The organism is Kineococcus haloalkalitolerans (genome assembly GCF_050871905.1).
Classification (GTDB): Bacteria; Actinomycetota; Actinomycetes; order Actinomycetales; family Kineococcaceae; genus Kineococcus.
In genome coordinates, this window is the sequence record NZ_JBJLSH010000009.1 from 1 (window position 1) to 22639 (window position 22639).

At 77.5% G+C, this 22639-nt stretch carries 21 protein-coding genes; 13 read left to right on the forward strand and 8 right to left on the reverse strand.

The features are described from left to right. Positions 1–271: 271 nt before the first annotated feature. Complete coding sequence (locus tag ACRYMY_RS05535) at positions 272–1222, reverse strand: sugar phosphate isomerase/epimerase family protein (protein ID WP_432546269.1); 951 nt, start codon at positions 1220–1222, stop codon at positions 272–274. A 252-nt stretch (positions 1223–1474) separates the two neighbouring features. On the opposite strand from ACRYMY_RS05535, the gene ACRYMY_RS05540 reads away from it, so the two are divergent. The 9 genes from ACRYMY_RS05540 to ACRYMY_RS05580 all read left to right on the forward strand — a co-directional run bounded on the left by ACRYMY_RS05540 (position 1475) and on the right by ACRYMY_RS05580 (position 11696). Further along, positions 1475–2434: an HD domain-containing protein gene (locus ACRYMY_RS05540; RefSeq protein ID WP_432546270.1), complete on the forward strand. Its 960-nt coding sequence runs from the start codon at positions 1475–1477 to the stop codon at positions 2432–2434. After that, complete coding sequence (locus ACRYMY_RS05545) at positions 2431–3579, forward strand: class I SAM-dependent methyltransferase (RefSeq protein ID WP_432546271.1); 1149 nt, start codon at positions 2431–2433, stop codon at positions 3577–3579. The genes ACRYMY_RS05540 and ACRYMY_RS05545 overlap by 4 nt, the downstream gene beginning before the upstream one ends. Next, on the forward strand, positions 3576–4655 hold the full coding sequence (locus tag ACRYMY_RS05550; protein ID WP_432546272.1) for a Gfo/Idh/MocA family protein: 1080 nt from the start codon (positions 3576–3578) through the stop codon (positions 4653–4655). Before ACRYMY_RS05545 ends, ACRYMY_RS05550 begins: the two co-directional genes overlap by 4 nt. Beyond that, the gene (locus ACRYMY_RS05555; RefSeq protein WP_432546273.1) at positions 4652–5587 is read left to right on the forward strand and encodes an MBL fold metallo-hydrolase; all 936 of its coding nucleotides are present in this window, start codon (positions 4652–4654) and stop codon (positions 5585–5587) included. The genes ACRYMY_RS05550 and ACRYMY_RS05555 overlap by 4 nt, the downstream gene beginning before the upstream one ends. Continuing rightward, positions 5584–7161 (forward strand): YcaO-like family protein, encoded by a 1578-nt coding sequence (locus tag ACRYMY_RS05560; protein ID WP_432546274.1) that lies wholly within the window; start codon positions 5584–5586, stop codon positions 7159–7161. Before ACRYMY_RS05555 ends, ACRYMY_RS05560 begins: the two co-directional genes overlap by 4 nt. Further along, the gene (locus ACRYMY_RS05565; protein WP_432546275.1) at positions 7158–8471 is read left to right on the forward strand and encodes a glycosyltransferase family 4 protein; all 1314 of its coding nucleotides are present in this window, start codon (positions 7158–7160) and stop codon (positions 8469–8471) included. Before ACRYMY_RS05560 ends, ACRYMY_RS05565 begins: the two co-directional genes overlap by 4 nt. Beyond that, a complete protein-coding gene (locus ACRYMY_RS05570) occupies positions 8468–9193 on the forward strand; it encodes a PIG-L family deacetylase (RefSeq protein WP_432546276.1) in 726 nt (241 codons plus the stop codon). The genes ACRYMY_RS05565 and ACRYMY_RS05570 overlap by 4 nt, the downstream gene beginning before the upstream one ends. A gap of 99 nt (positions 9194–9292) precedes the next feature. After that, entirely contained in the window at positions 9293–10318 is a 1026-nt protein-coding gene (locus ACRYMY_RS05575) for a dioxygenase family protein (protein ID WP_432546277.1), read from the forward strand. A gap of 406 nt (positions 10319–10724) precedes the next feature. Then, positions 10725–11696, forward strand: a complete 972-nt coding sequence (locus ACRYMY_RS05580) for a YihY/virulence factor BrkB family protein (protein ID WP_432546278.1) — start codon at positions 10725–10727, stop codon at positions 11694–11696. 9 nt (positions 11697–11705) lie between these two features. On the opposite strand, the gene ACRYMY_RS05585 is transcribed toward ACRYMY_RS05580, so the two are convergent. Next, the gene (locus tag ACRYMY_RS05585; RefSeq protein WP_432546279.1) at positions 11706–12944 is read right to left on the reverse strand and encodes an amidohydrolase family protein; all 1239 of its coding nucleotides are present in this window, start codon (positions 12942–12944) and stop codon (positions 11706–11708) included. A gap of 103 nt (positions 12945–13047) precedes the next feature. Between ACRYMY_RS05585 and ACRYMY_RS05590 the strand changes: the two genes are divergently transcribed. Then, positions 13048–13692 (forward strand): MBL fold metallo-hydrolase, encoded by a 645-nt coding sequence (locus ACRYMY_RS05590; RefSeq protein WP_432546280.1) that lies wholly within the window; start codon positions 13048–13050, stop codon positions 13690–13692. 310 nt (positions 13693–14002) lie between these two features. Continuing rightward, the gene (locus ACRYMY_RS05595; protein ID WP_432546281.1) at positions 14003–15424 is read left to right on the forward strand and encodes an NADP-dependent succinic semialdehyde dehydrogenase; all 1422 of its coding nucleotides are present in this window, start codon (positions 14003–14005) and stop codon (positions 15422–15424) included. Positions 15425–15465: 41 nt separating this feature from the next. On the opposite strand, the gene ACRYMY_RS05600 is transcribed toward ACRYMY_RS05595, so the two are convergent. Next, a complete protein-coding gene (locus ACRYMY_RS05600) occupies positions 15466–16569 on the reverse strand; it encodes a diguanylate cyclase domain-containing protein (protein ID WP_432546282.1) in 1104 nt (367 codons plus the stop codon). Positions 16570–16681: 112 nt separating this feature from the next. Next, positions 16682–18124, reverse strand: coding sequence for a dihydrolipoyl dehydrogenase family protein (locus tag ACRYMY_RS05605; RefSeq protein WP_432546283.1), 1443 nt, complete (start codon positions 18122–18124; stop codon positions 16682–16684). Positions 18125–18189: 65 nt separating this feature from the next. Between ACRYMY_RS05605 and ACRYMY_RS05610 the strand changes: the two genes are divergently transcribed. After that, positions 18190–19332: a glutamate--cysteine ligase gene (locus ACRYMY_RS05610; protein WP_432546284.1), complete on the forward strand. Its 1143-nt coding sequence runs from the start codon at positions 18190–18192 to the stop codon at positions 19330–19332. Positions 19333–19365: 33 nt separating this feature from the next. Here ACRYMY_RS05610 and ald read toward each other — a convergent pair whose 3' ends face one another. Further along, entirely contained in the window at positions 19366–20493 is a 1128-nt protein-coding gene (gene ald / locus ACRYMY_RS05615) for an alanine dehydrogenase (protein ID WP_432546285.1), read from the reverse strand. Positions 20494–20593: 100 nt separating this feature from the next. On the opposite strand from ald, the gene ACRYMY_RS05620 reads away from it, so the two are divergent. Further along, positions 20594–21106: an Lrp/AsnC family transcriptional regulator gene (locus tag ACRYMY_RS05620; protein WP_432546286.1), complete on the forward strand. Its 513-nt coding sequence runs from the start codon at positions 20594–20596 to the stop codon at positions 21104–21106. A gap of 19 nt (positions 21107–21125) precedes the next feature. Here the strand turns inward: ACRYMY_RS05620 and ACRYMY_RS05625 are convergent, their stop codons facing one another. Genes ACRYMY_RS05625 through ACRYMY_RS05635 form a run of 3 tightly spaced genes read right to left on the reverse strand, consistent with a single transcriptional unit; the run spans position 21126 to position 22570 of the window. After that, complete coding sequence (locus ACRYMY_RS05625; protein ID WP_432546287.1) at positions 21126–21833, reverse strand: LrgB family protein; 708 nt, start codon at positions 21831–21833, stop codon at positions 21126–21128. Beyond that, a complete protein-coding gene (locus ACRYMY_RS05630; RefSeq protein ID WP_432546288.1) occupies positions 21830–22267 on the reverse strand; it encodes a CidA/LrgA family protein in 438 nt (145 codons plus the stop codon). Before ACRYMY_RS05630 ends, ACRYMY_RS05625 begins: the two co-directional genes overlap by 4 nt. 27 nt (positions 22268–22294) lie before the next feature. After that, the gene (locus tag ACRYMY_RS05635; RefSeq protein WP_432546289.1) at positions 22295–22570 is read right to left on the reverse strand and encodes a hypothetical protein; all 276 of its coding nucleotides are present in this window, start codon (positions 22568–22570) and stop codon (positions 22295–22297) included. Positions 22571–22639: the final 69 nt, after the last annotated feature.

Here is a 22639-nt window from a genome sequence, read left to right on the forward strand (position 1 = left end):
TTGGGAGCGGAAGGCCCCCGGTTCGAATCCGGGTACCCCGACGGACGGCGCGGCACCCGCGAGCTGCGGGCCGCTGCGCCGTGTAGGGTCCCCGGCGCGGACGGCTAGGCTTCTGCGGTGGGGGGGGGGGGGCGGCCGGCGCCCCCCCCCCCCCCCCCCCCCCCCCCCCCCCCCACCCCCCCCCCCCCCCCCCCCCCCCCCCCCCCCCCCCCCACCCCCCCCCCCCCCCCCCCCCCCCCCCCCCCCCCCCCCCCCCCCCGGGTCCGCGGTCTCAGCGGCGCGCGCCCGCCCCGCGCCCGGCGTCGAGGTCGAGCACGCGGCGCCCCCCGTCCGCGCCGCCGGCCGGGGCGCTCAGGCCCGGCAGGTGCCGCAGCAGGTGCTCGCGGGCGCGCGCGGCCGCCTCGGCGTGCACGGGGTCGTGGTCGTACAGCTCCACGCTGAGCCAGCCCTCGTGCCCGGCCAGCGCCCGCCCCACGGCCGCGAAGTCGACGTCCCCGTCACCGGGCACCAGGTGCGCGTGCACGCGGCCGGCGATGTCCTCCACCTGCAGGTGCCGGGTCAGCGGCAGGTGCCGCTCCAGCGAGCCCAGGTAGTCCTCCTCGACCACGTTGGTGTGCCCGAGGTCCTGGCTCAGCCACAGGTCCTCGCTGCCCGTGCGGGCGATGAGCGCGGCCACCTCGGCGTTGGTCTGGCAGTGGAAGCCCGGCTCCGGCTCCACGCCCAGCACGGTGCTGCCGCGCGGCGCGCCGACGGCGTCCAGCTCGCGCTCCAGGGTCTCCAGCAGGACGGCGACCCCCTCGTCCAGCCACGCGTCGGCCTGCGCGGCGTCCACCGCGGGGTGGCGGCTGCCGGTGGAGAACACCACGAGCGGCACCCCCGCGCGCACGCCGATCCGCACCCCGCGCCGCAGCAGGTCCAGGCGCCGGGCGCGCTCGGCGGGGTCCGGGTCCACGAGCGCGGGCTCGAACGGCAGCGGGCTGAGCAGGTGCGGGTCGCCGGTGGCCAGGCTGCACGCCACCAGGCCCGTCTCCTCCAGCACCGCGCGCAGGGCGTCGGCCTCGCGCTCGGCGAACGACCACGGGTCGACGTGCTGGGCGTTCAGCGACAGCTCGATGCCGTCGTACCCGGCGTCGGCCAGCGTGCGCACGGCGGTGGGCAGGTCGACCGAGCGCAAGCCGTTGGCGTTGTACGCCAGCCGCAGGGCGGGGGTGTTCAGGGGCACTCCGGGCTCCTCGTCGTCGGTGGCCGTCGGACGGCGGCCACGGGCGGTGCGCAGCGGGGACGGGACGTCCGCGGGAAGGGGTGGGGGCAGCTTCACACGGAGCGGGCGCCGCGCGCGTGCCGAACCCGTGTCCCTCGCGGCTGGACCGGTCCTACGGTTGCGCTCACGTCCCGCGCCGGGGAGTGTGGCGCGGGTGACGCTCCAACGACCGGGCGCCCGGCGCTCGCGCGCGCCCCGGACCGGCGGCCGACGATGACGCCGGCCCCCGCGACCGACACCGCCGCGCCGCTCGCGCTCGGCCCCGCCGTCCAGCTGTTCCGCGAGCTGGGCGACCTCAAGCGCCTGCGCGACGCGCGCAGCCCCCTCTCGCTCGCCGACCGCGCGTTCCTGCGTTCCTGGCGCCGCCTGCTGGCCGGCGAGGAACCGGCCGACGTCGCCCGCACCGAGACCGCCGCGGCGCTCGCGGCGACGCGCCTGGCGGGCGTGGACGCGGGCGTGCTGCGCCTGGCGGGGTTGTCGTCCGAGGAGGTCGTGGACGTGCTCCAGCGGGGTTTCGACGCCGTCACGTCGACGGCGGGGCGAACCCTGGGTGAACTCTCCGACCTGCGGGACGCGTTGAGCGGCAACGCCTCCGACGGGACCGCACCGGGCGGGACGCTGCCCGCGCCGCCGCCGTTCGCCGAGGCGCTGGTGCGCCAGCCGCGCGCCGGGGCCACCCACCCCACCCGCCCGCGGGTGGTCGTGGAACCCCCCGAGAGCCACGGCGACCACTGCTTCACCACGGCCGTGTACGCGGGCCTGCTGGCCCCGCTGCACGGCGTCGACCGCGGCGAGGCGTTCCTCACCATGCTGGCCCACCACCTGCCCAACGCCGACCTGCCCGACGCGGGTTTCGGCGGCGAGGTGCTGCTGGGCGACCTGGCCCCGCGGGTGCTGGACGCCCTGCAGGAACGCTCGCTGGCGCAGCTGCCCGCGCGCCTGGCCGACCGGCTGCGGGAACTGCTGCCGCTGCGCGAGGACGTCGGCAGCGCGCTGGGCCGCGCGTGCACGTCGGCGGACGTCCTGGACCGCGTCCTGCAGGTTCACCACCACGCGCGCGCGGCGGGTTTCACCGCCGCGCAGGCCCTGGACGACCTCGACATCGTCCACCCCGGGCCGGTGCAGGAGTTCCAGCTGCGCCTGCTGGCCGACGCCGGGCTGCCCGTCCGGTGACGGCGACCGCGCCGGCGTTCCCCGCGCTGCCCGGCGGCGCCCCGTGGCCGGACCTGGACGGCATACCGTTCCGCCGCGCCGGGCGCGAGGACCTGGCCCTGGCCGCGGTGGACGCGCTGGCCGGCGGCGACGACGCGGCCGCGCGGGCGCTGCTGCTGCGCGACAACGACGACTGGTGGCACGAGGCGCCGCCCAGCGTGGACGAGGCGCGCGAGGCCGCGGCCTCGCCCACCCTGTCGCGGGCGGTGGAGGCGCTGCGGCTGGGCCGCGTCGGGGACTACCTGCGCTACCGCTGGTCCGACCCGGCGTTCCTGGCCGGGCTGGCGCTGCTGGACCGCGCGTGGCCGGGCACGGGACCGGGCGCCCCGGCGGTGCTGGAGGTGGCCGCCGGCACCGGCGTGCTGCTGCGCGAACTGGCCCTGCGCGGGGCGCGGCGGCTGACCGGCGTCGACGTCGTGCACGCCAAGCTGTGGCTGGCGCGCCGGTTCGTGCTGGCCGACGTGCCCGGCGGCGACGACGTCGCGCTCGTGGTGGCCGACGCCGCGCGGGCGTGGCCGCCGGAGGTCGAGGTCGCGCTCGGCGACGGCGACGACCGCGTCGTGCTGTGCCACGACGCCTTCTACTTCCTGCCCGACCCGCCCGCCACCGCGCGCCGCCTGCGCGAGCTGGCCGGGCCGGGCGGGCTCGTCGCCGTCGGCTCGGTGCCCAACGGCGCCCGGCCCGGCCCGGTGTCCGGGCAGCGGATGACGCCGCAGGACCTGGCGTCCTGGTTCCCCGGCGCGCTGCTGTTCGACGACGCCGACCTGGTCGAGGAGGTCGTCACCGGCCGCCCGGCCGCCCCCCGCCCGGCCGCCGAGCTGGCCGGCGCCACCCACGTCAGCCTCGTGCTGGGCGGGCGCGCCGACGGCTCGCCCGAGCCCGGCGCCCCCGCCCACGGGCTGCCCGTGCCCGGGCGGGCGCTGCGCCCCAACCCCCTGTACGGCCCCGACGGGCGCCTGGCGTGGCCCTCCCCGCGCTACGCCGACGACTACGCCGACCGCTCGCCCCACCTGCCCGAACGGCTGCCGCCGCAGGACGAGCTGGCCGCCGACCCCACCGCGTGGGCCCGCCGCCGGGTCCTCCTCGACCTCCCGGAGCACTGGTGACCACCGAACCCGAGCCCACGACGACCGGCTGGGTGATCGCCGGTGCCGGCTGGGTCGCCCGCGACCACATGGCCCCCGCGCTGGCCGCCTCCCCCACCAGCCGCGTCGTCGCCGTCGTCGACCGCGACCTCGCCGCGGCGCGCGCGCTGGCCGAGCGCTTCCCCGGCGCCCGCGCCACCGACGACCTCGCCGACGCCTTCGCCACCCCCGGCGCGCGGGTGGCGTACGTGGCCACCCCCAACCACGCCCACCGCGAGGTCGCCGCCGCGGCGGCCGCGGCCGGGCTGGCGGTGCTGTGCGAGAAGCCGCTGGCGGCCGCCCTGCCGGACGCGGCGGAGCTCGTGGCCGCCTGCGAGGGCGCGGGCGTGCTCGCCGCGACCGCCTTCGACCAGCGCTGGCACCCCGCCCACCGGGCCGCCGCCGACCTCGTGGCGAGCGGCCGGCTGGGCACGGTGACCGCGGTCCGGATCGTCTACGGCTGCTGGCTGCCGCCGGGCTGGTCGCCGCCGGGCAGCACCACGGGCGACAACTGGCGCGTGGACCCCGCCCGCGCCGGCGGCGGCGCCTACGTGGACCTGGCCCCGCACGGCCTCGACCTCGTCGGCGCGCTGCTGGGCGAGGACGTCGAGCGCGCCACCACCCTCGTGCAGCACCGCGTCCACGACTACGCCGTCGACGACGGCTCGGTGCTCGTGGGCGCCACCGGCAGCGGGACGCTGGTGACGATCCACAACTCCTTCAACACCGTCGAGACGCTGCCGCGCCGCCGGCTGGAGGTCGTCGGCACCGCCGCGCAGCTCGTCGCCACCGACACCATGGGCCAGACCGCGGGCGGCCGGCTGGAACTGCTGGACACCGCCACCGGCGAGGCGTCCGACGTGCCGTTCGACGCGGAGCTGTCGCCGTTCGCCGCGCAGGTGCGCGCCGTCGAGGAGCACCTGGCCGACCCGGCCTCCTGGCCGTTCCCGCTGGCGCGCGACCTGCGCCTGCTGCACCTGCTGCACGACGCCCTCGGCTCCGGCGTCCCCCGCTCCGCCCCGCACCCGACGCTGTCCGCCCAGGAGGTCCCCTCGTGACCGGTCCGAACGACGCCCACGACCTGCGCGACGTGCGCATCGCGGAACTGGCGCCGCTGCCCACGCGCGCGCACCGCAGCCACCAGGCCTACTCCTGCACCAACTGCGGGCACTGGCAGCGCTGGTTCCCGCACACGCCGCCGCCGCAGTGCCCGGTGTGCGCGGACGTGCGCAACGAGCTGCCCGAGGGGGGTTTCGCGTTCCGCACCGCGCCGGAGGTGGACGCCCTGGTGACGACGTCGTGGCGCGAGGCCGTGCCGGGTGTCACGGAGTTCTGGTGCGACCCCGTCGTGGGGCTCGGCTCGCACGGCTGGGTGCTGGAGACCGCCGACGGCCTGCTCGGGTTCGAGGCGGCTCCCTGGTACACCGCGGACGCGCTGGCCGAGCTGCGCCGCCGCGGCGGCCTGCGGGTGCTGGCCTCCAGCCACGTGCACGGGTTCGGCGGGCTGTGGCAGCTGCAGGACGAGCTGGACCCGCCGGTGGTCTCCGTCGGCGTGCACGACCTGACGTGGACGAAGGCGTTCCGGGTGACCTGGCCCGCCGACGACGAGCTGGAGCTGGCACCCGGCATCACCCTCGTGCGCACCGGTGGGCACTTCCCCGGTCACAGCGTCCTGCACGACGCCGGCCGCGGCCTGCTGTTCTGCGGGGACTCCCTGAAGATCGACCTCGACGAGGACGGGAGCGCGCGCGCCCTGAGCGCCCACAAGGCGTTCCACGCGCAGATCCCCCTCTCGCGCGCCGAGCTGCGGCAGATGCGCGAGATCGTCGGCGCCCTGGAGTTCGACACGGTGTTCAGCCCGTTCGAGTTCGCCGCCGGCGTCACCACGCGGCACGTGCTGGCGCTGGTGGACCACATGCTGGCGAACCCGCCGTCGGCGGCGCCCGTGCCGATGGACGTGCTGGCGCCGTCGCGGACGGTCCTCGCGTGAGCGCCCCCGCGCGCCCGCACCCGCTGACCGTCGAGCACGACGTCGAGACGGGCACCGACCACGACGTCACCGACCGCTTCCGCGGTGTCCTCGGCGAGCACGACCGGGTGGAGTTCCCCACCTACCGCCTCGACACCGTGGGCGTGCCGTCGTGGTGGACGATCGCCCCCGACAGCGTCGGCGCCCCGGCGGCCGGGCACGGCTACGGCGCCACCGACGCCGACGCCCGCCGCTCCAGCTGGGGGGAGTCCACCGAGCTGGGGCTGCTGCGCGAGCGCGCGGCCTCCCTGGAGCACCGGCGCGCCAGCTACCGCGAGCTCGTCGCCGAGCTGGGCGCCGACGCCGTGGTGGACCCGCCGTCGCTGTGCCTGGACGCGGGTGCGCCGTACTCGCCGGACGCGCCGCTGAACTGGCTGCCGCTGACGCGCTGGGGCACCGGGCAGACGGTGTGGGCACCCCTGGACGTCGTGGTGCGCGACACCGAGGGCCTGCCGCCGGGCCTCGTGGACGACCTGCCGCACCTGGTGACCCGGCACGGCAACGGCCTGGGCGCCGGGGACACCCTGGAGCGCGCCGTCGCCCACGGCATCGGCGAACTCCTGCAGCGCGACGGCAACGGCACCCGCTTCCGCGCGCTGGACACCGGCGTGGTGCTCGACCTCGGCCCGGACGACGAGCTGGTGCGCGACCCCGCCACCCGCGAGGCGCTGCGCCGGCTGCGCGCCGCCGGGGTTCGCGTGGTCCCCAAGCTGGCCAACGACTGGTGGGGCGTCGCGAACATCACCGTCGTCGGCGCCGACGACGACCCGCTGCAGCCGGTCATGGTGACCGCCGCCGGCGAGGCCGCCCACCCGGACCGGGAGACCGCGCTGCGCAAGGCGGTGCAGGAGTTCGCCGCCGCCCGCTCGCGCAAGGCGTTCACGCACGGCTCGCTGGAGGCCGTCGAGGCGATCAGCCCGCCCGGGTACCTGGAGCGCTACGCCGCCCGCCCCGAGAGCGCCGAACCCCGCGCGCTGCGCGGGATGCTGCGCTGGCTCGACATGGACGCCGACGCGCTGCGCGCGCTGCTGGAACCCGTCGTGCTCGCCGAGCGCACCCGCGTGCCGTTCGACGCCCTGCCCACCTGGTCGGCCCCCGCGGGCGCCGACCCGCAGCGGGCGCTGTGCGAGCACCTGGTGGCGCTGCTGGTCTCCCGCGGTCTCGACGTCCTCGTCCTGGACTGCTCGCGCCCCGGCGACGGGGTGGCCGTGGCCCGCGTCGTCGTGCCCGGTCTGGAGGTGGAGGTCATGAGCTACGGCCGCGTCGGCGAGCGCGGCGTCGCTGACCTGCTGGCCCGCGGGGACGGGCGCACCGGCCTGCACGGCATCGCCGGCCTGGGCGTCCCGGGGGAGGCCGGCGTGCCGGACACCGCCGCGCCCGTGCACCTGACCGCGGCTGCGACCGAGCGCCTGGGCGGCCCCGCGTGGCTGGACCGCGCCGCCGTGGACCGCGTCCTCGGCGACCTGTACCCGCTGTACCGCGAACCGGGCCTGCACGCGGCGGCCGTGGCCCGCCGGGAGGGGTGGACGGCGTGAGGATCTGCTTCGTCAGCCGGCGCTACTGGCCGGCGGTGTCCGGGATGAGCGTGTACGCGGAGAAGCTGCTGGAGGAGCTGGTCCGCCGCGGGCACGACGTCGTCCTCGTCTCGCAGTACCGCGGCGACGCGGCCGGTTCCGCCGTGTACGGCGGCGGTCCCCCGCCCGCGGACCGGGTGCCGGCCGGGGTGCGCGCGGTCGGTCTGGAGGCCCTCGGGGAGCAGCGGGTGGCCGACGGGCTGCCAGCCGACTTCGGCGCCGACATCGCGACCATGCGCGAGACCGTCGCGCGCCTGCACGAGGAGGAGCCGTTCGACCTGCTGCACGCGCAGTACGCCTGGCCCGTGGGCGCGGCCGTGCTCGAGGCGTCCGCGCAGCTGGGCGTGCCCAGCGTGGTCAGCGTGCAGGGCGGCGACGGGCACTGGGTCGGGCTGTGCTGCCGCGAGCACTCGGTGGGGATCCGCACCGTCCTCGACCGCGCGGACGCCGTGCTCATCGGCTCGCGCACCTTCGCCGACGAGGTCGTCGAGCACCACGGCACCGACCCGGAGCGGTTCACGCTGCTGGGCGGGGCCACCGACACCCGCGCGTTCACCCCGCCGTCGGAGGAGGCCGTGGGCTCGCTCGACCGCGACGGCGACGGCGTCACCACGCTGGTGTTCCACGGCCGGGTGGACCGGCGCAAGGGCGTGCTGGACCTGCTGCACGCGCTGGCCGCGCTGCGCGCCGAGGGGCGCCCGGTCCGGCTGGTCGTCTCCGGCATCGGCCCCGACGTCGCCGCGGTCGCGGCGCTGGTGGACGAGCTGGGCCTGGGCGGCGCCGTCGAGCAGCGCGGGTACGTCGCCTACGCCGACGCCCCGTCCGTCTACGCCGGCACCGACGTGTTCTGCTCCCCCACCTCCTCCGAGGGTTTCTCCAACACGATCCTCGAGGCGATGGCCGCCGGGCTGCCCGTCGTCACGACCCGCAGCGTCGGCGTCGTGGACTGCGTGCGCGACGGCGAGAACGGCCTGCTGCACGAGGTCGGCGACGTGGCCGGGCTGACGGACGCGCTGCGCCGCCTGCTCGACGACCCCGACCTGGCGCGCGAGCTGGCCGGCAAGGCGCTGCAGGAGGTGCGCGACGTGTGGTCGTGGCCGGCGTTGACCGACCGGATCGAGGCCGTGTACGAGCGGCTGGCCGGCACGCGGCCCGACACCTCGTGGACGGCGCTGCCCGAGCCCGAGCGGGTCACCAGCGCCGGGCGGGGCGTGGAACCCGCCGCGGACGGCGACCCGTGCCGGTTCCTCGCGGCCCCGCACCTGCTGTGAGCGCCGCTGCCCCCGTCCCCCGGCGCGTCGTCGCGGTGTCCCCGCACCTGGACGACGCCGCGTTCTCCGCCGGCGGGTTCCTCGCCGGGCTGGCCGCGGCCGGCGCCGACGTGCTGCTGCTCACCGTCTACACCGCCACCGTCCCGGACCCGCGGGGTTTCGCGCTGGCCTGCCAGCTCGACAAGGGCCTGGACGCGGACGTCGACTACATGGCGCTGCGGCGCGCCGAGGACGCCGCGGCGGTCCGCGCGCTCGGCGTGCGCGGTCGGCACCTGCCGCTGGCCGAGGCCCCGCACCGCGGCTACGGCAGCGCGGCCGCCCTCTTCGGCGACGTGGTGGCCGGCGACGAGGACCAGCCCGAGGCGGTCGCCGAGCACGTGCGTCACGTGCTGGACGAGGAGTTCGGGGACGGTGTGGACCTCGTGCTCGGCCCGCAGGCCCTCGGCGACCACGTCGACCACCGGCACGTGCGCGACGCCGTCGACCTGCTGCGCGCCGGACGGGACCTGCCGGTCTCGCGGTGGGCCGACACCCCCTACCTGCTGCGCCCGGGCGCCCAGACCCCGTGCGGCGCAGCCCGACGGCCCACCGCCGCCGAGCTGGACGCCAAGGTCGCCGCGTGCGCGGCCTACGCCACCCAGCTGGGGTTCCAGTTCGACGGGGTCGCCGCGATGGGCGAGGCGCTGCGCGCCGTGCCGGAGTTCTTCGACCCGGCACCCTGACCCGCACCTCACAGCTCGCTCCCACGCGGCGCACCGCCGCCGCAGGGTTCCGCGGCCGATGGTCGTGGTGCCCGGCAGGAACAGCGACTGGAGGAACCCGTGGACCGCGACACCCGGGACGAGACCGTCCCCACGTTCGAGGGGCGCGCCCTGGCCCGCCCGCACGAGGACGTCGAGGACCAGGGCCTGGCCTTCGACGTCGGCACCCTGCTGCAGCGCCGCCGCGTCCTGCACGGCTTGGCCGTCGGCGCCGCCCTGGGCCTGGCGGCCTGCGGCGGCGACTCGCAGGCCGGCACCACGTCGGCCGGGGCGCTGACCGAGATCCCCGACGAGACCGCCGGCCCCTACCCCGCCGACGGCTCCAACGGCCCGGACGTCCTGGAGGAGAGCGGCGTGGTGCGCAGCGACATCCGCTCCAGCTTCGGCACCGCCGGCGGCACCGCCCAGGGCGTCCCGATGACCCTGACGCTCGACGTCGTGGACGTCGTCGGCGGGGACGTCCCCCGCGAGGGCGCCGCCGTCTACGTCTGGCACTGCGACCGCGAGGGCCGCTACTCGATGTACTCCGAGGGCGTCGAGGACGAGAACTACCTGCGCGGCGTCCAGGTCGTCGGCGCGGACGGGAAGGTCAGGTTCACGAGCGTCTTCCCCGCCTGCTACTCCGGGCGCTGGCCGCACGTCCACTTCGAGGTCTACCCCGACCTGGACAGCACCGCCGACGAGGCGAACGCCGTCGCGATCTCCCAGGTCGCGCTGCCGCAGGACGTGTGCGGGACCGTCTACGCCACCAGCGGCTACGAGGCCTCGGTCGCCAACCTCGCGCAGGTGTCCCTGGAGTCGGACAACGTCTTCGGCGACGACGGTGGCGAGCGCCAGCTCGCCACCGTCACCGGCGACGTCAGCAGCGGCTACGCCGTCAGCCTCACCGTGCCCGTGGACTCCAGCACCCGCCCCGCCGGCGGCAGCGCCCCTTCCGGCGGGATGCCCAGCGGCGGCGAGGGGGTGCGCGGCGCCGGGACGAGCGGGCCGCCGCCGGACGGGACCCGCCCGGACGGCGAACCGCCCGCCGGGGCGCCCGGCGCGGGGGCGACCGCCACGGCCAGCACCTCCGCCGCGGCGGCCTGACGCGCGGCCCGGCGCAGCAGGCCGGACACCCCGAGGGCCGCGCCGGCCGCCAGCGCGCACGCGCCCGGGCCGGCGACGGCCAGCAGCGTCAGCGAGGCCGTCGCCCCGGTGGCCACCGCGCCCGTCGCGGCGGCGCTCAGCGCCCGGGGAGCTGCCAGCGCGGTGAGTCTCGTGCGGTCGTCCATCGGTGCCTCCCGGCCCGACGCCACCGGGACGGGCTCCCCGTGGTCGTCGCGTCACCGATGGTGGAGCTCCGGCTCCGGCCCGCTGCCGCGCGGCCCCCCGGCCCACCCGTCCGGCCGAGGTGCGTCACCCGACCGTCCCACCCGTCGCGCCCGGTCACGGCACGCCGTAGCGTCCGGGGACCGGCGTCGAGGGACGTGACGGCAGCGACGACGGGAGCACCATGGCCGCCGACCGCCCGCGGGTCCTCGACCGGCTCGAGGCGCGCGCCGGCCGCAGCGGGCTGCGCCTGGCCGGGCGCAACCCCGTGCTCGTCGCCGTCCGCGTCGCCCGGCGGTTCGTCGAGGTGCGCGTGGCGGGACTGGCCGCGGAGGCCGCCTACTACCTCGTCGTCTCCCTCGTCCCGCTCGTGACGATGGTCGGCGCCAGCCTCGGGCTCGTGCGCACCGTCCTGGGCCCGGGGGTGGCGGACCAGGTGCAGTCCACCCTCACGGACGCCGTCCGCGCCGTGCTCAGCCCCGACCTGGCCGACGACGTGGCCGTGCCCCTGGTGGAGCAGCTGCTGGCCGAGGAGCAGGTGGGGGTGGCCCTGACCAGCGTGGCCGCGGCCCTGTTCCTCGGCAGCAGGGTGTTCCGGGCCGCCGTGCGCACCCTCGGCGAGGCGTACCGGGTGCAGGAGCGGCGCGGGATCGTCCAGCTGTGGGGCCTGGCGCTGCTGTTCACGGTGGCCTCCGTCGTCCTCGTCGTCAGCGGCCTCACGCTCGTGGTGGTCGGTCCCCTGCTCGGCGGCGGCCAGCAGCTGGCCGACCGGGCCGGGGCCGGGGAGGCCTTCGCCGGCGCGTGGGGGGTGGTGCGGTGGCCCGTCCTCGTCGCCGGGGTCGTGGTGTTCCTGGCGTGGCTGTACACCGTCGGGCAGACCGCCCCGACGCGGTGGCGGGACGCCCTGCCCGGCGCCGCGCTGTCCACCGCGGGCCTGCTGCTCCTGGCGGTGGGGTTCCGCACCTACCTGGAGGTCGCCGGGCCGCGGACGCCCGACGTGGACGGCGGCCCCGCCGCCGTCCAGATCGGCGTGCAGTTCCTCGGCGTGGTCCTCGCGGCCCTGCTGCTGAGCTGGTTGACCAGCGTGGTCGTCCTGACGGGCGGCGTCGTCAACGCCGAGTGGGACGCCGCCCGCCCGCGGGGCGCGCGGCGCTGACCGGGGACGTCAGCCCGTCACCCGGGCCGGCGCGCGCAGCAGGCGCCCGCGCGGGCGCTCGGCCACGACGCGGCCGCGCAGCAGCGTGCGCCGCACGGCGCCGGTCAGCGCCGCGTCCCGCGGCGCCGACGGGCCGGCGGGTGGCCCCGTCTCCTCGTCGGGCGCCAGGACGACGGCGTCGGCGAGCGCTCCCTCCGCCAGCCGGCCCCGGTCCTCCAGCCCGGCCAGGGCCGCGGGACGGGTCGCCGTCCAGCCGGCGACCGCGGCCAGCGGCACCCCGCGCGCGCGGGCCAGCGTCCACACCAGCGGCAGGCGCGAGCGCAGGGCCTCGGCGCGGACCGCCCCGGGAGCTCCCGGCGCCGGGCCGGAGGAGACGGCGTCGACGGTGCCCGCGAGCAGTCCCGCCCACAGCGCCTCCCGGTCGGCCCGCCGGTGCGGGGCGTCGAGGGCGAGGTCGCCCGGGCGGGTGCCCGCGGTCAGCCGCACCCCGGCCGTGCGGGCGCGGGCGACCTCGGCGACCCCGGCCGCCGAGGTCACGGGCGCCACGTGGGCGCGGACACCGGTGAGGGCCGCCGCGTCGGCCACGGCCCGCACGAGCGCGGCCTCGCCGTCCGACCCGTCCGACCCGGCCGGGGCGTCCGGCCGGTCGGCCGCCGCGGCGCCCGGGAGGTGGACCAGGAGCAGGCCGTCCACGCGTGCCAGCTGCCCCGCCACCGCCGCCAGCTCGCCGGCGTCCAGGGGCGCGGGCCCGCCGGTGACCGGCGCGGGGGCCGGCCAGGCGTCCGCGTCCGGCAGGCGCAGCGCGCACTCCGCGCCGAACACGCCCGCCTCGTGCAGGGGCAGCAGCGAGCCCGCGCCGCCGGGCGCGACGGCGCCCCAGGAGCCGACGTCGACGGCGACCCGGTCCAGCGCCGCGGCCCGCCGCACCGCCAGCGCCACCGGGTCCAGCACCGGCGGGAAGCCGCCGGCGGCCGTGTCCAGCAGCGTCGTCGTCCCGCCGGCGGCCGCGGCCCGGGTGACGGCGACCAGGTCCGAGCGGCCGGGCCCGCTGACGCGCGCGTGGACGTCGACGAGACCGGGCAGCAGCACCTCGTCCTCGCCCAGGACGTCCTCGCGGGCGGCGTCCCACGCCACCCCGTACGCCTCCACGCCCGTGACGCGCCCGTCGCGCACGCCGATCGAGCACGCCCGCTCGGCGCCGTCGACGACGGCGCGCGTCGCCCGCAGCACCAGGTCCACCGCTGTCATCGTCGTCCTCCCACGGGTCGTGGCGGAGCGTATCCGCGCCCCACCCGGCCGCGGGAGGGGCGCGCAGGTGCGGGCCGGTGGGCGACGGCGCCACGATGGGCTCATGCGCATCACGCACCTGGGGCACGCCTGCGTGCTCGTGGAGACGGGCACCGCGCGGGTCCTGCTCGACCCGGGCACCTTCAGCTCCGGCTTCGAGGAGCTGCAGGACCTCGACGCGGTCCTCGTCACCCACGCCCACCCCGACCACGTGGACGTCGAGCGGCTGCCGCTGCTGCTGGAGTCCTGCGGCGGGGTGGCCCTGCACGCCGAGCCGGAGGCGGCGGCGGCCCTGCGGGAGGCCGGGATCGAGGCGGCGGCGCTGCGGGCGGGCTCGACCGTCGAGGTGGGCGGGGCGAGCGTGGAGGCCGTGGGCGGGCAGCACGCCGTCATCCACGCCGACCTGCCGCGCATCGGCAACGTCGGGCTGCTCGTGCGCGCGCCGGGCGAGCCGACGCTGTTCCACCCCGGCGACTCCTACGGCGCCGTGCCCGAGGGGGTGGACGTGCTCGCGGTGCCGCTGAACGCTCCGTGGGCGGCGAGCAAGGAGACGATCGACTTCGTGCGCGCCGTCGGCGCGCCCACCGGGTTCCCCGTGCACGACGCCCTGCTGTCGCCCACCGGCCGCGCCCTGTACCTGAAGCAGGTGCGCGAGCTGGGCGGCCTCGACGCCCGCGACCTCGCCGGCGCCGGCCCCGTGGAGTTCTGACCCTCCTCCCTCGCGTTCCCCGGGACCCGCGCTCCCCCGACCACCCCGTCCCCTCCCCGGCGTCACCACTCCTCCCTCCGTGATCTTGCAGGGATTCCCAGCAAGATCACGGAGGGGAGGTGCCGGGTGAACCGCCCACGACCACGGTGATCGTGGACGGGTGGACACGTGACCATCCACGATCACGGCAGGGTTCGACGGGCGGGGGCGGGGCGTCCCGGGTGGCGGGGGCGGGAGCGGGGGCGTGTACTCGCCGGGGCGCCGCCGCGGCCCGCGGCGGTGCGACGAGCAACCGCAGGAGGACAGCACCGTGGCGATCGCGACGACCGACCCGGCGACCGGCGAGACGCTCCGGGAGTTCGAGCCGATGAGCGACGAGGCCGTCGACGAGCGCGTGGCCCGCGCCGCCGCGGCGTTCGAGCGCTACCGGCTGACGACCGTGGACGACCGCGTCCGCTGGCTGCGCAGCGCCGCGGACGTCCTGGAGGCCGACACCGACGACGTGGCCCGGCTCATGACGACGGAGATGGGCAAGACCCTGGCCGCGGCCCGGGCCGAGACCGGCAAGTGCGTGGCCGCGCTGCGCTACTACGCCGACCACGCGCACGAGTTCCTCGCGCCGCGCCCGGCCGACGCGGAGGCCGTCGGAGCGCAGGAGGCGTACGTCGTGCACCAGCCGCTGGGCGTCGTGCTGGCCGTCATGCCGTGGAACTTCCCGCTGTGGCAGGCGATGCGGTTCGCCGCACCGGCCCTGGCGGCCGGGAACGTCGGCCTGCTCAAGCACGCCAGCAACGTCCCGCAGACCGCGCTGTACCTGGAGGAGCTGTTCCGGAAGGCCGGTTTCCCCGACGACGTGTTCCAGACCCTGCTCGTGGGTTCGTCCTCGATCGAGCGGGTGCTGCGCGACCGGCGCGTGGTGGCGGCGACCCTCACGGGCAGCGCCCCGGCCGGGAAGTCGGTCGCCTCGATCGCCGGGGACGAGCTGAAGCCGACGGTCCTGGAACTGGGCGGCAGCGACCCGTTCGTCGTCATGCCCTCGGCGGACCTGGCGAAGGCCGCCTCCGTCGCCGCGACCGCGCGCTGCCAGAACAACGGGCAGAGCTGCATCGCGGCCAAGCGGTTCTTCGTGCACGCCGACGTCGCGGAGGAGTTCACGCGGCTGTTCGCCGACGAGCTGGCGGCGCTGCGGGTGGGGCACCCGGCCGAGGAGGGCACGCAGGTCGGGCCGCTGGCCACCGAGTCCGGCCGCGACGACGTCGAGGAGTACGTGCGCGACGCCGTCGAGAAGGGCGCCACCGTCGTCACCGGTGGGCAGCGCCCCGACGGCCCGGGCTGGTACTACCCGCCGACGCTGCTGACGGGCGTCACGCAGGACATGCGCCTCTACGACGAGGAGGTGTTCGGGCCCGTCGCGGCGCTGTTCACCGTGTCGTCGCTGGAGGAGGCGATCGACATCGCCAACAGCCACCCGTACGGGCTGGGCTCGAACGTGTGGACCGACGACGAGGCCGAGCGCGAGCGGTTCGTGCGCGACGTGCAGGCCGGGATGGTGTTCGTCAACGGCATGACGACCAGCTACCCGGAACTCCCCTTCGGGGGCGTCAAGCAGTCCGGGTACGGCCGCGAGCTGACCGACCTGGGGATGCACGCCTTCACGAACGCGAAGACCGTCTGGGTGGGCGCCCCCAGCTCGCAGCAGGGCGGCGGGGACACCGCCACCGCCTCCGAGTGACCCCACCCCCCGCCGTGGTCCCGCTGGGTCTCCCGGCGGGGTCACGGCGGGGAGGGGGTGGGCACCTCCGGGCCGGCGGGGCGGCGACGACGCGCCTTGACCGCGTACATGGCTACGTCGGCCTCGTGCAGCAGCGCCTCGGGAGCGGTGGCCGGGTCGCGGGTGAGGGACGTGCCCGTGCTCGCCCCGACCCGCACCAGCGCACCGCCCACGGTGAACGGCGCCCGCAGCGAGGAGGCGACGCGCGCGGCGGCCGCCTCGACGTCCCCCGCACCGCCGACGCCGGTGAGCACGACGACGAACTCGTCGCCGCCGACCCGCGCCAGGCCGTCACCGGGGCGCAGGGTCCCCGCGAGCCGCTGCGCGACGAGGCGCAGGAGCGCGTCGCCCGCCCGGTGCCCCCACCGGTCGTTGACCGGTTTGAACCCGTCCAGGTCCAGGTAGACCACCGCGGTCCCGCCGCGCGGACCGGTGCGGGTCAGCTCGTCGCTCAGCCGCTCGTGCAGGCCGGCGCGGTTGAGCAGTCCCGTCAGGGGGTCGTGCGTGGCGGCGTGCCGCAGCTCGTCGTGGTGCGCGCGCCGCTCGGCGTCCAGGGCCGTCGCGGCCTCCTCGCGCCGGGCCGCCAGCAGCGCCGTGTTGACGATGAGCGAGGACGTGAGGACGGCCGTGACGACCGCGGCGACGTCGCTGACCGCCACGGGCAGCACGGAGGGCAGCAGGCCGAGGTGGACGCCCACCTGCACGAGGGCGGTGGCGAGCAGGCCGACGAGGACGCAGGGGCGCCCGGCGCGCGCGCCGGACCACGACACGTGCACCCCGGCCACCAGGGTGGCCGCCACCGGGACGAGGAACGGCAGCCCCGTGGGCGCCAGCACGAGGGCCAGCACGAGGTTGCCGAGGACGGCCCGCAGCCACACCCGGTTGTCCAGCCGCCCCCCGCCCAGCCGCCGCTGGACGGCCTCCAGGCGCACCAGCCACGTCAGCGGCCAGCCGACGACCTGCGTCCACGCCGGGGAGAGCACCGCCTCGTCGGGCAGCAGCAGCCACACCGGGTAGACCGCGGCGCCGATGAGCACCGCGGTGGACGCGGTCCGCGCGACCGCGCGCCGGCTGCCGGTGGCGCGCCGGGCGGTGCGTCGTGGCACGTCCACCTCCCGGTCGGGCGCCGGCCGCGCCGGGTCCCTCCCGCGCGCTCCACCCCGGGGTGTCGACCGGCGCGGCGGGGCCCTTGACGGCGCGGGGCGCGGGGTCACCCGCTCAGAGGCCGTAGGCCTCCAGCAGGCGCAGCCACACCTCGCTGACGGTCGGGTAGCTGGGCACCGCGTGCCACAGCCGGTCCAGCGGCACCTCGCCGACCACCGCGACCGTCGCCGAGTGCAGCAGCTCGGCGACGTCCTGCCCGACGAACGTGACGCCCACGACGACGCGGCGGTCCTCGTCGACGACCATCCGGGCCGCGCCGGTGTACCCGTCGGCCAGCAGCGACGCGCCCGCCACCGAGGCCAGGTCGACGTCCACGACGCGCGTGCGCAGGCCCTCCCGCTCGGCCCGCTCGGCCGTCAGGCCCACCTGGGCCACCTCCGGGTCGGTGAAGACGACCTGCGGCACGGCCCGCCCGGTGGCCGTGGCCGCGTACCGCGACCACGGCTCGGCCCGCTCGCCCAGCTCACCGGCGGCGCGCGCGGCGATCGCGTCACCGCAGGCGCGGGCGTCGTACTTGCCCTGGTGGGTCAGCTTCACCCGGCCCGACACGTCGCCCGCCGCGTACAGCCAGCCGCCCTCGACGCCGGCGACCAGGCCGGTGTCGTCCACCTCCAGCGAGCCGCCGTCCTCCAGGCCGACCGTCTCCAGGCCCACGCCCTCCGTGGCGGGGCGCCGGCCGGTGGCGACGAGGAGCTCGTCGGCCACGATCGTCGAGCCGTCCCCGAGCGTCACCGTCACCTCGCCCTCGCCGGTGGGCCGCGACACCTCCGCGAGCTCGGCGCCGAAGCGCACGTCCACGCCGTCGGCGCGCAGCGCGTCGGCGACCAGGCGCCCGGCGACCTCCTCCTGCCCGCTGAGCAGGCCCGAGCGGGCCAGCAGCGTCACCGTCGAGCCCAGCCGCGCCCACGCCTGCGCCATCTCCACGCCGACCACCCCGCCGCCGAGCACGACCAGCCGGCCGGGCACGGTGTCGGAGCTGGTGGCCTCCCGGCTCGTCCACGGCCGGGCCAGCGCCAGCCCCGGCACGTCGGGCAGCACGGGCACCGAGCCGGTGGCCAGCACGACGGCGTGCCGGGCGGTCAGCTCCACCTCCCCGTCGGGGCCGGTGACGACGAGGCGCCGCGGACCGGTCAGCCGCGCGCGCCCGCGCAGCAGGCCCAGCCCCGCGGAGTCCAGCCACTCCGCCTGCGAGGAGTCGTCCCAGTCGTGGGTGAAGACGGTCCGCCGCTCCAGCACCCGGGCGCTGTCCAGCTCCCCCGTCACCGCTTCGGCGGCCCCCGGCAGGCGGCGGGCGGCGGCCAGCACCTGCCCCGGCCGCAGCAGCGCCTTGCTGGGCATGCACGCCCAGTAGGAGCACTCCCCGCCCACCAGCTCGTCCTCGACGACGACGACGTCCAGCCCGGTGCGCGAGGCGCGGTCGGCGACGTTCTCGCCCACCGCCCCTGCCCCCACGACGACGACGTCGACCTCCTGCGCGCGGACTCCTGTCTCGGTCACGGCGGCGACGCTAGGGCCCGTGCGCCCGCCGCGCCACGGGTGCGGGCGTGTGGTTGCATCGACGGGTGGGCGTCGAGTTCAAGGCCTCCCCCCGCCCCACGCTGGGCGTCGAGTGGGAGATGGTGCTGGTCGACCGGCGCACGCGCGACCTGGCCTGCGCGGCGGCGGAGGTCATCGAGGCCGTCGACCTGGCACCCTCCGAGGCCGGCCCGCGCGTCCAGAAGGAGCTGCTGCGCAACACCCTCGAGGTGGTCAGCGGCGTCCACGGCACCGTGGCGGAGGTGGCCGACGACCTGCGCGCGTCGCTGGACGCGGTGCGCCGGGTGGCCGGCCCGATGGGCCTGGAGCTCGCCTGCTCGGGCACCCACCCGTTCGCGCGCTGGGACGAGCAGGTCGTCACCGACAACCCCCGCTACGCCGAGCTGCTGGAGCGCACCCAGTGGTGGGGCCGGCAGATGCTCATCTGGGGCGTGCACGTGCACGTGGGGGTCAGCTCGGTGCACAAGGTGCTGCCGCTGCTGAACTCGATGCTCAACTTCTACCCCCACCTGCAGGCGCTGTCGGCCAGCTCGCCGTACTGGACGGGCATCGACACGGGTTTCGCCAGCAACCGGGCGCAGATGTTCCAGCAGCTGCCGACGGCCGGGCTGCCGTTCCAGTTCGACCGGTGGGCGGAGTTCGAGAGCTACGTCGACGACATGCTCGTCACCGGGGTCATCGACGCCCTGTCCGACGTGCGCTGGGACATCCGCCCCTCCCCGCAGTGGGGGACGCTGGAGGTGCGCGTGGCCGACGGCACCCCGACGCTGCGGGAGCTGCGCGCGGTGACCGCGCTCGTGCACTGCCTCGTCGTGCACCTGGACGAGCGGCTGGAGGCGGGCGAGGAGCTGCCGACGATGCCGCCGTGGCACGTGCAGGAGAACAAGTGGCGGGCCTCGCGCTACGGCCTGGACGCCATCGTCATCACCGACGCCGCCGGGCACGAGCGGCTGGTCACCGAGGACCTGGCCGACTGGCTGGACCGGCTGGAACCCGTCGCGGACCGGCTCGGCTGCCGCGACGACCTGGCGCTGGTCGCCGACGTCCCGCGGCGCGGGGCCAGCTACCAGCGCCAGCGCGCCGTGCACGACGCGGCCGTGGCCGACGGCCACCCGGAACCGCTGCACGCCGTGGTCGACGCGCTCGTCGCGGAGATGCGCGAGCCCTGAGCGCCGAGGTGCGCGAACCCTGGGCCGGGCGCCTCAGCCGAGGACGTCCGCGGGGCTGACCGCCTCGATCCCGTGCGCCGCACCGACCTCCGGGGAGGTCAGACGGCCCTCGTGGGTGGACAGCCCGTGCGCCAGCGCCGCGTCGGCGCCCAGCGCGGCGCGCCAGCCGCGGTCGGCGAGCGCCGCGACGTAGGGCAGCGTGGCGCCCGTGAGCGCGTAGGTGGAGGTGTGCGGGACGGCGCCGGGCATGTTGGCCACGCAGTAGAACACCGACCCGTGCACGCGGAACGTCGGGTCGTCGTGCGTGGTGGGCCGCGAGCCCTCGAAGCAGCCGCCCTGGTCGATGGCGATGTCCACGAGCACCGAGCCGGGCCGCATCCGCGCCACCAGCTCGTCGGTGACGAGCTTCGGGGCGCGGGCGCCGGGCACGAGGACGGCGCCGACGACGAGGTCGGCGCTCAGCACCGCGCGCTGCAGCTCGAAGGCGTTGGAGGTGATCGTGCGCACCCGCCCGCCGAAGCGGGCGTCGACCTCGCGCAGCTTGGGGATCGACAGGTCCAGCACGGTGACCTCGGCGCCCATGCCCAGGGCGATCTGCGCGGCGTTCTGCCCGGAGACGCCGGCGCCGACGACGACGACGTCGGCGCCGCGCACGCCCGGGACCCCGCCCATGAGGACGCCGCGGCCGCCGCCGCCCTCGCCGGTGCCGCGCATGAGGTGGTAGGCGCCGACCTGGGGGGCCAGCCGCCCGGCGACCTCGGACATGGGCGCCAGCAGCGGCAGGGAGCGGTCGGGCAGCTGGACGGTCTCGTAGGCGATCGCGGTGGTGCCGGCGGCCAGCAGCGCGTCGGTGCACTCGCGGGAGGCCGCCAGGTGCAGGTAGGTGAACAGGACCTGGTCGCGGCGCAGGCGGTGGAACTCCTCGGCGACGGGCTCCTTGACCTTCAGGACGAGCTCGGCCTCCGCCCACACGTCGTCGGCGGAGGCGACGACCTTGGCGCCGGCGGCCTCGTAGTCGGCGTCGGGCAGGGAGCTGCCCGTGCCGGCGCCGGCCTCGACGAGCACGTCGTGGCCGCGGCCGACGAGCTCGTGGACGCCCGCGGGCGTCAGGGCGACGCGGTGCTCGCGGTTCTTGACCTCGCGCGGGACTCCGACGCGCACGACGACCTCCGGGGGTGGGCGGGTACGACCTGTCCCTCCAGGGTGAAGATGCTCGTGTTGGAGGGCAAGCAGTCCGCAGGACGTTCGGTACGGTGCGGGAGTGGGCGACGATCCTTCGACCGGCCCGGCGGCGGGGACGCCCGGTGCGAAGAACCTGCGGCGGGCCGTGGACCCGGTGGACCGGGCGATCCTGCACGTGCTGGCCGAGGACGCGCGGATCACCAACGCCGCCCTGGCCCAGCGCGTGGGCATCGCCGCCTCGACGTGCCTGCTGCGGGTGCGGGCGCTGCGCGAGTCCGGCGTCGTCCGCGGCTTCCACGCCGACGTCGACCCGCGGGCCCTCGGCCACGACCTGCAGGCGATGATCGCGGTCAAGCTCGCCGCGCACGCCCGCGGCAGCATGGGCCCCTTCGTGGCCCGCATCAGCCGCCAGCCGGAGGTCCTCGACGTCTACTTCGTGGCCGGCGCGAACGACTACCTGCTGCACGTGGCCGTCGCCAGCACCGCGGAGCTGCGCGACTTCGTCGCCGAGCACCTCTCCCGCGACCCCGACGTCGGCCTCACCGAGACGAGCCTGATCTTCGAGCACACCCGCGCCGCGGGCCGGCGCTGAGCGGTTCGCGCCCGGCCCCTCAGCCGCCGAAGGAGCGCGCCACCAGCGGCAGCGCCACCGTCATCGCCAGCGCGTTGAGCACCATCGCGGCGCTGGACCAGCCGCCCGCGACCTCGGACTCGGCCAGCGCCCGGGCGGTGCCGATGCCGTGCGAGGTGACGCCCGTGGCGAAGCCGCGCGCCCGCGGGTCGCGCACCCGCACCAGGCTCAGCAGCGCCGGCGCCGCCACGGCCCCCAGCACGCCGGAGACGAGGGTGAGGACGACCGCCAGCGTGGCGCTGGCCCTGATCGTCTCGGTGATGGTCAGCGCGACGGGTGTGGTCACCGAGCGCGGCAGGGCGGTGCGCAGCAGCTCGTCGTCCACGCCGAACGCCACGAGCGCGCCGACGGTGACGCCGACGCTGACGAGGCCGGTGACGACGAGGACGAGCCCCACCTCCAGCGCCGAGGAGGCCAGCGCCCGGCCCGAGCGCAGCAGCGGCAGGGCCAGCGCGACGGTCGCCGGGCCCAGCAGCAGCGTGAGCACCGACACCGAGGCCAGGTACTCCTCGTAGGAGATGCCCAGCAGCCGCAGGCACACCGCGACGGCCACCATGGCCAGCAGGACGGGGGCGAGCAGCGCGGGCCGCCCCAGCCGCCGGTGCAGCTCCCCGGCGCCCAGGTAGGCGACGAGGGTGAGCGCCAGCCCGAACCCGGGCGCGTGGACGACGGCGTCGAGCGCGCTCACGAGGCCGCCCCGCGCGCCGCGCGCAGTTCCCGGCGGCGCAGCAGCGCCTGCAGCAGGGTCCCGGCCACCACGAGGCCGAGCGCGAAGGAGCCGCCGACGGCCAGGGCCAGCGGCAGCGCGTTCGCGGCGAGGCGGTCCAGCTGGGTCAGGGCGCCCACGCCCGGCGGGACGAACAGCAGCTGCAGGTGCTGCAGCAGCGGCGCGGCCCCCGGTTCGGCGCGCCGGCGCAGCGCACCGGAGCGGGCGCCGAGGACGACGAGGGCCACGAGACCGACGACGGCCCCGGGCACCGGCAGGTCCAGCAGGACGACCAGCGCCGTGCCCGCCAGCTGCAGGAGCAGCAGCAGCGCGAGCCCGGCCAGGACGGCGGGCACGTGCGGGCCCCGGCCACCGGGGGCGGGGACGTCGGGCGGTGGTTCACGGCGGGCGGGCACCGCCGCAGCGTGCCAGCCCGCCCCCCGTCAGCGGCCGCCCGGGCGCTCCGGGCCCTCGTCGGGCACGACGGCGTCGGCGGTGTCCTCGGGGTCGGCGAGCACGCCCTCCAGGACGTCGCCGGAGGCGGTGCCGCCGGGCTCGTCGCTCTCGTCGGGCACCCCGGGCACGGCGTCGGCGGGGCGGGCGGGCGAGGGCACGGCGCCGCCGTCGCTGGCGCGGCTCACCTCGCGGCTGCCGGACTCCTGCTGCGCGCGCACCTCGGCGTTGTCGCGCGGGTCGACGTCGGGCGTCTCGCTGCTCACGGGGGTCCTCCGGTCGGTGGCGGGTCCCCGGCGGTCGCCGGGCCCGCCCGACCCTGGCACGGGTACCCG

What these genes read in the sequence shown, in the direction of transcription:
- ACRYMY_RS05590 (WP_432546280.1), top strand. Translation starts at nt 13,048, where the DNA reads ATGCGCATCACGCACCTGGGGCACGCCTGCGTGCTCGTGGAGACGGGC.
- ACRYMY_RS05580 (WP_432546278.1), top strand. Translation starts at nt 10,725, where the DNA reads ATGGCCGCCGACCGCCCGCGGGTCCTCGACCGGCTCGAGGCGCGCGCC.
- ACRYMY_RS05540 (WP_432546270.1), top strand. Translation starts at nt 1,475, where the DNA reads ATGACGCCGGCCCCCGCGACCGACACCGCCGCGCCGCTCGCGCTCGGC.
- ACRYMY_RS05585 (WP_432546279.1), bottom strand. Translation starts at nt 12,944, where the DNA reads ATGACAGCGGTGGACCTGGTGCTGCGGGCGACGCGCGCCGTCGTCGAC.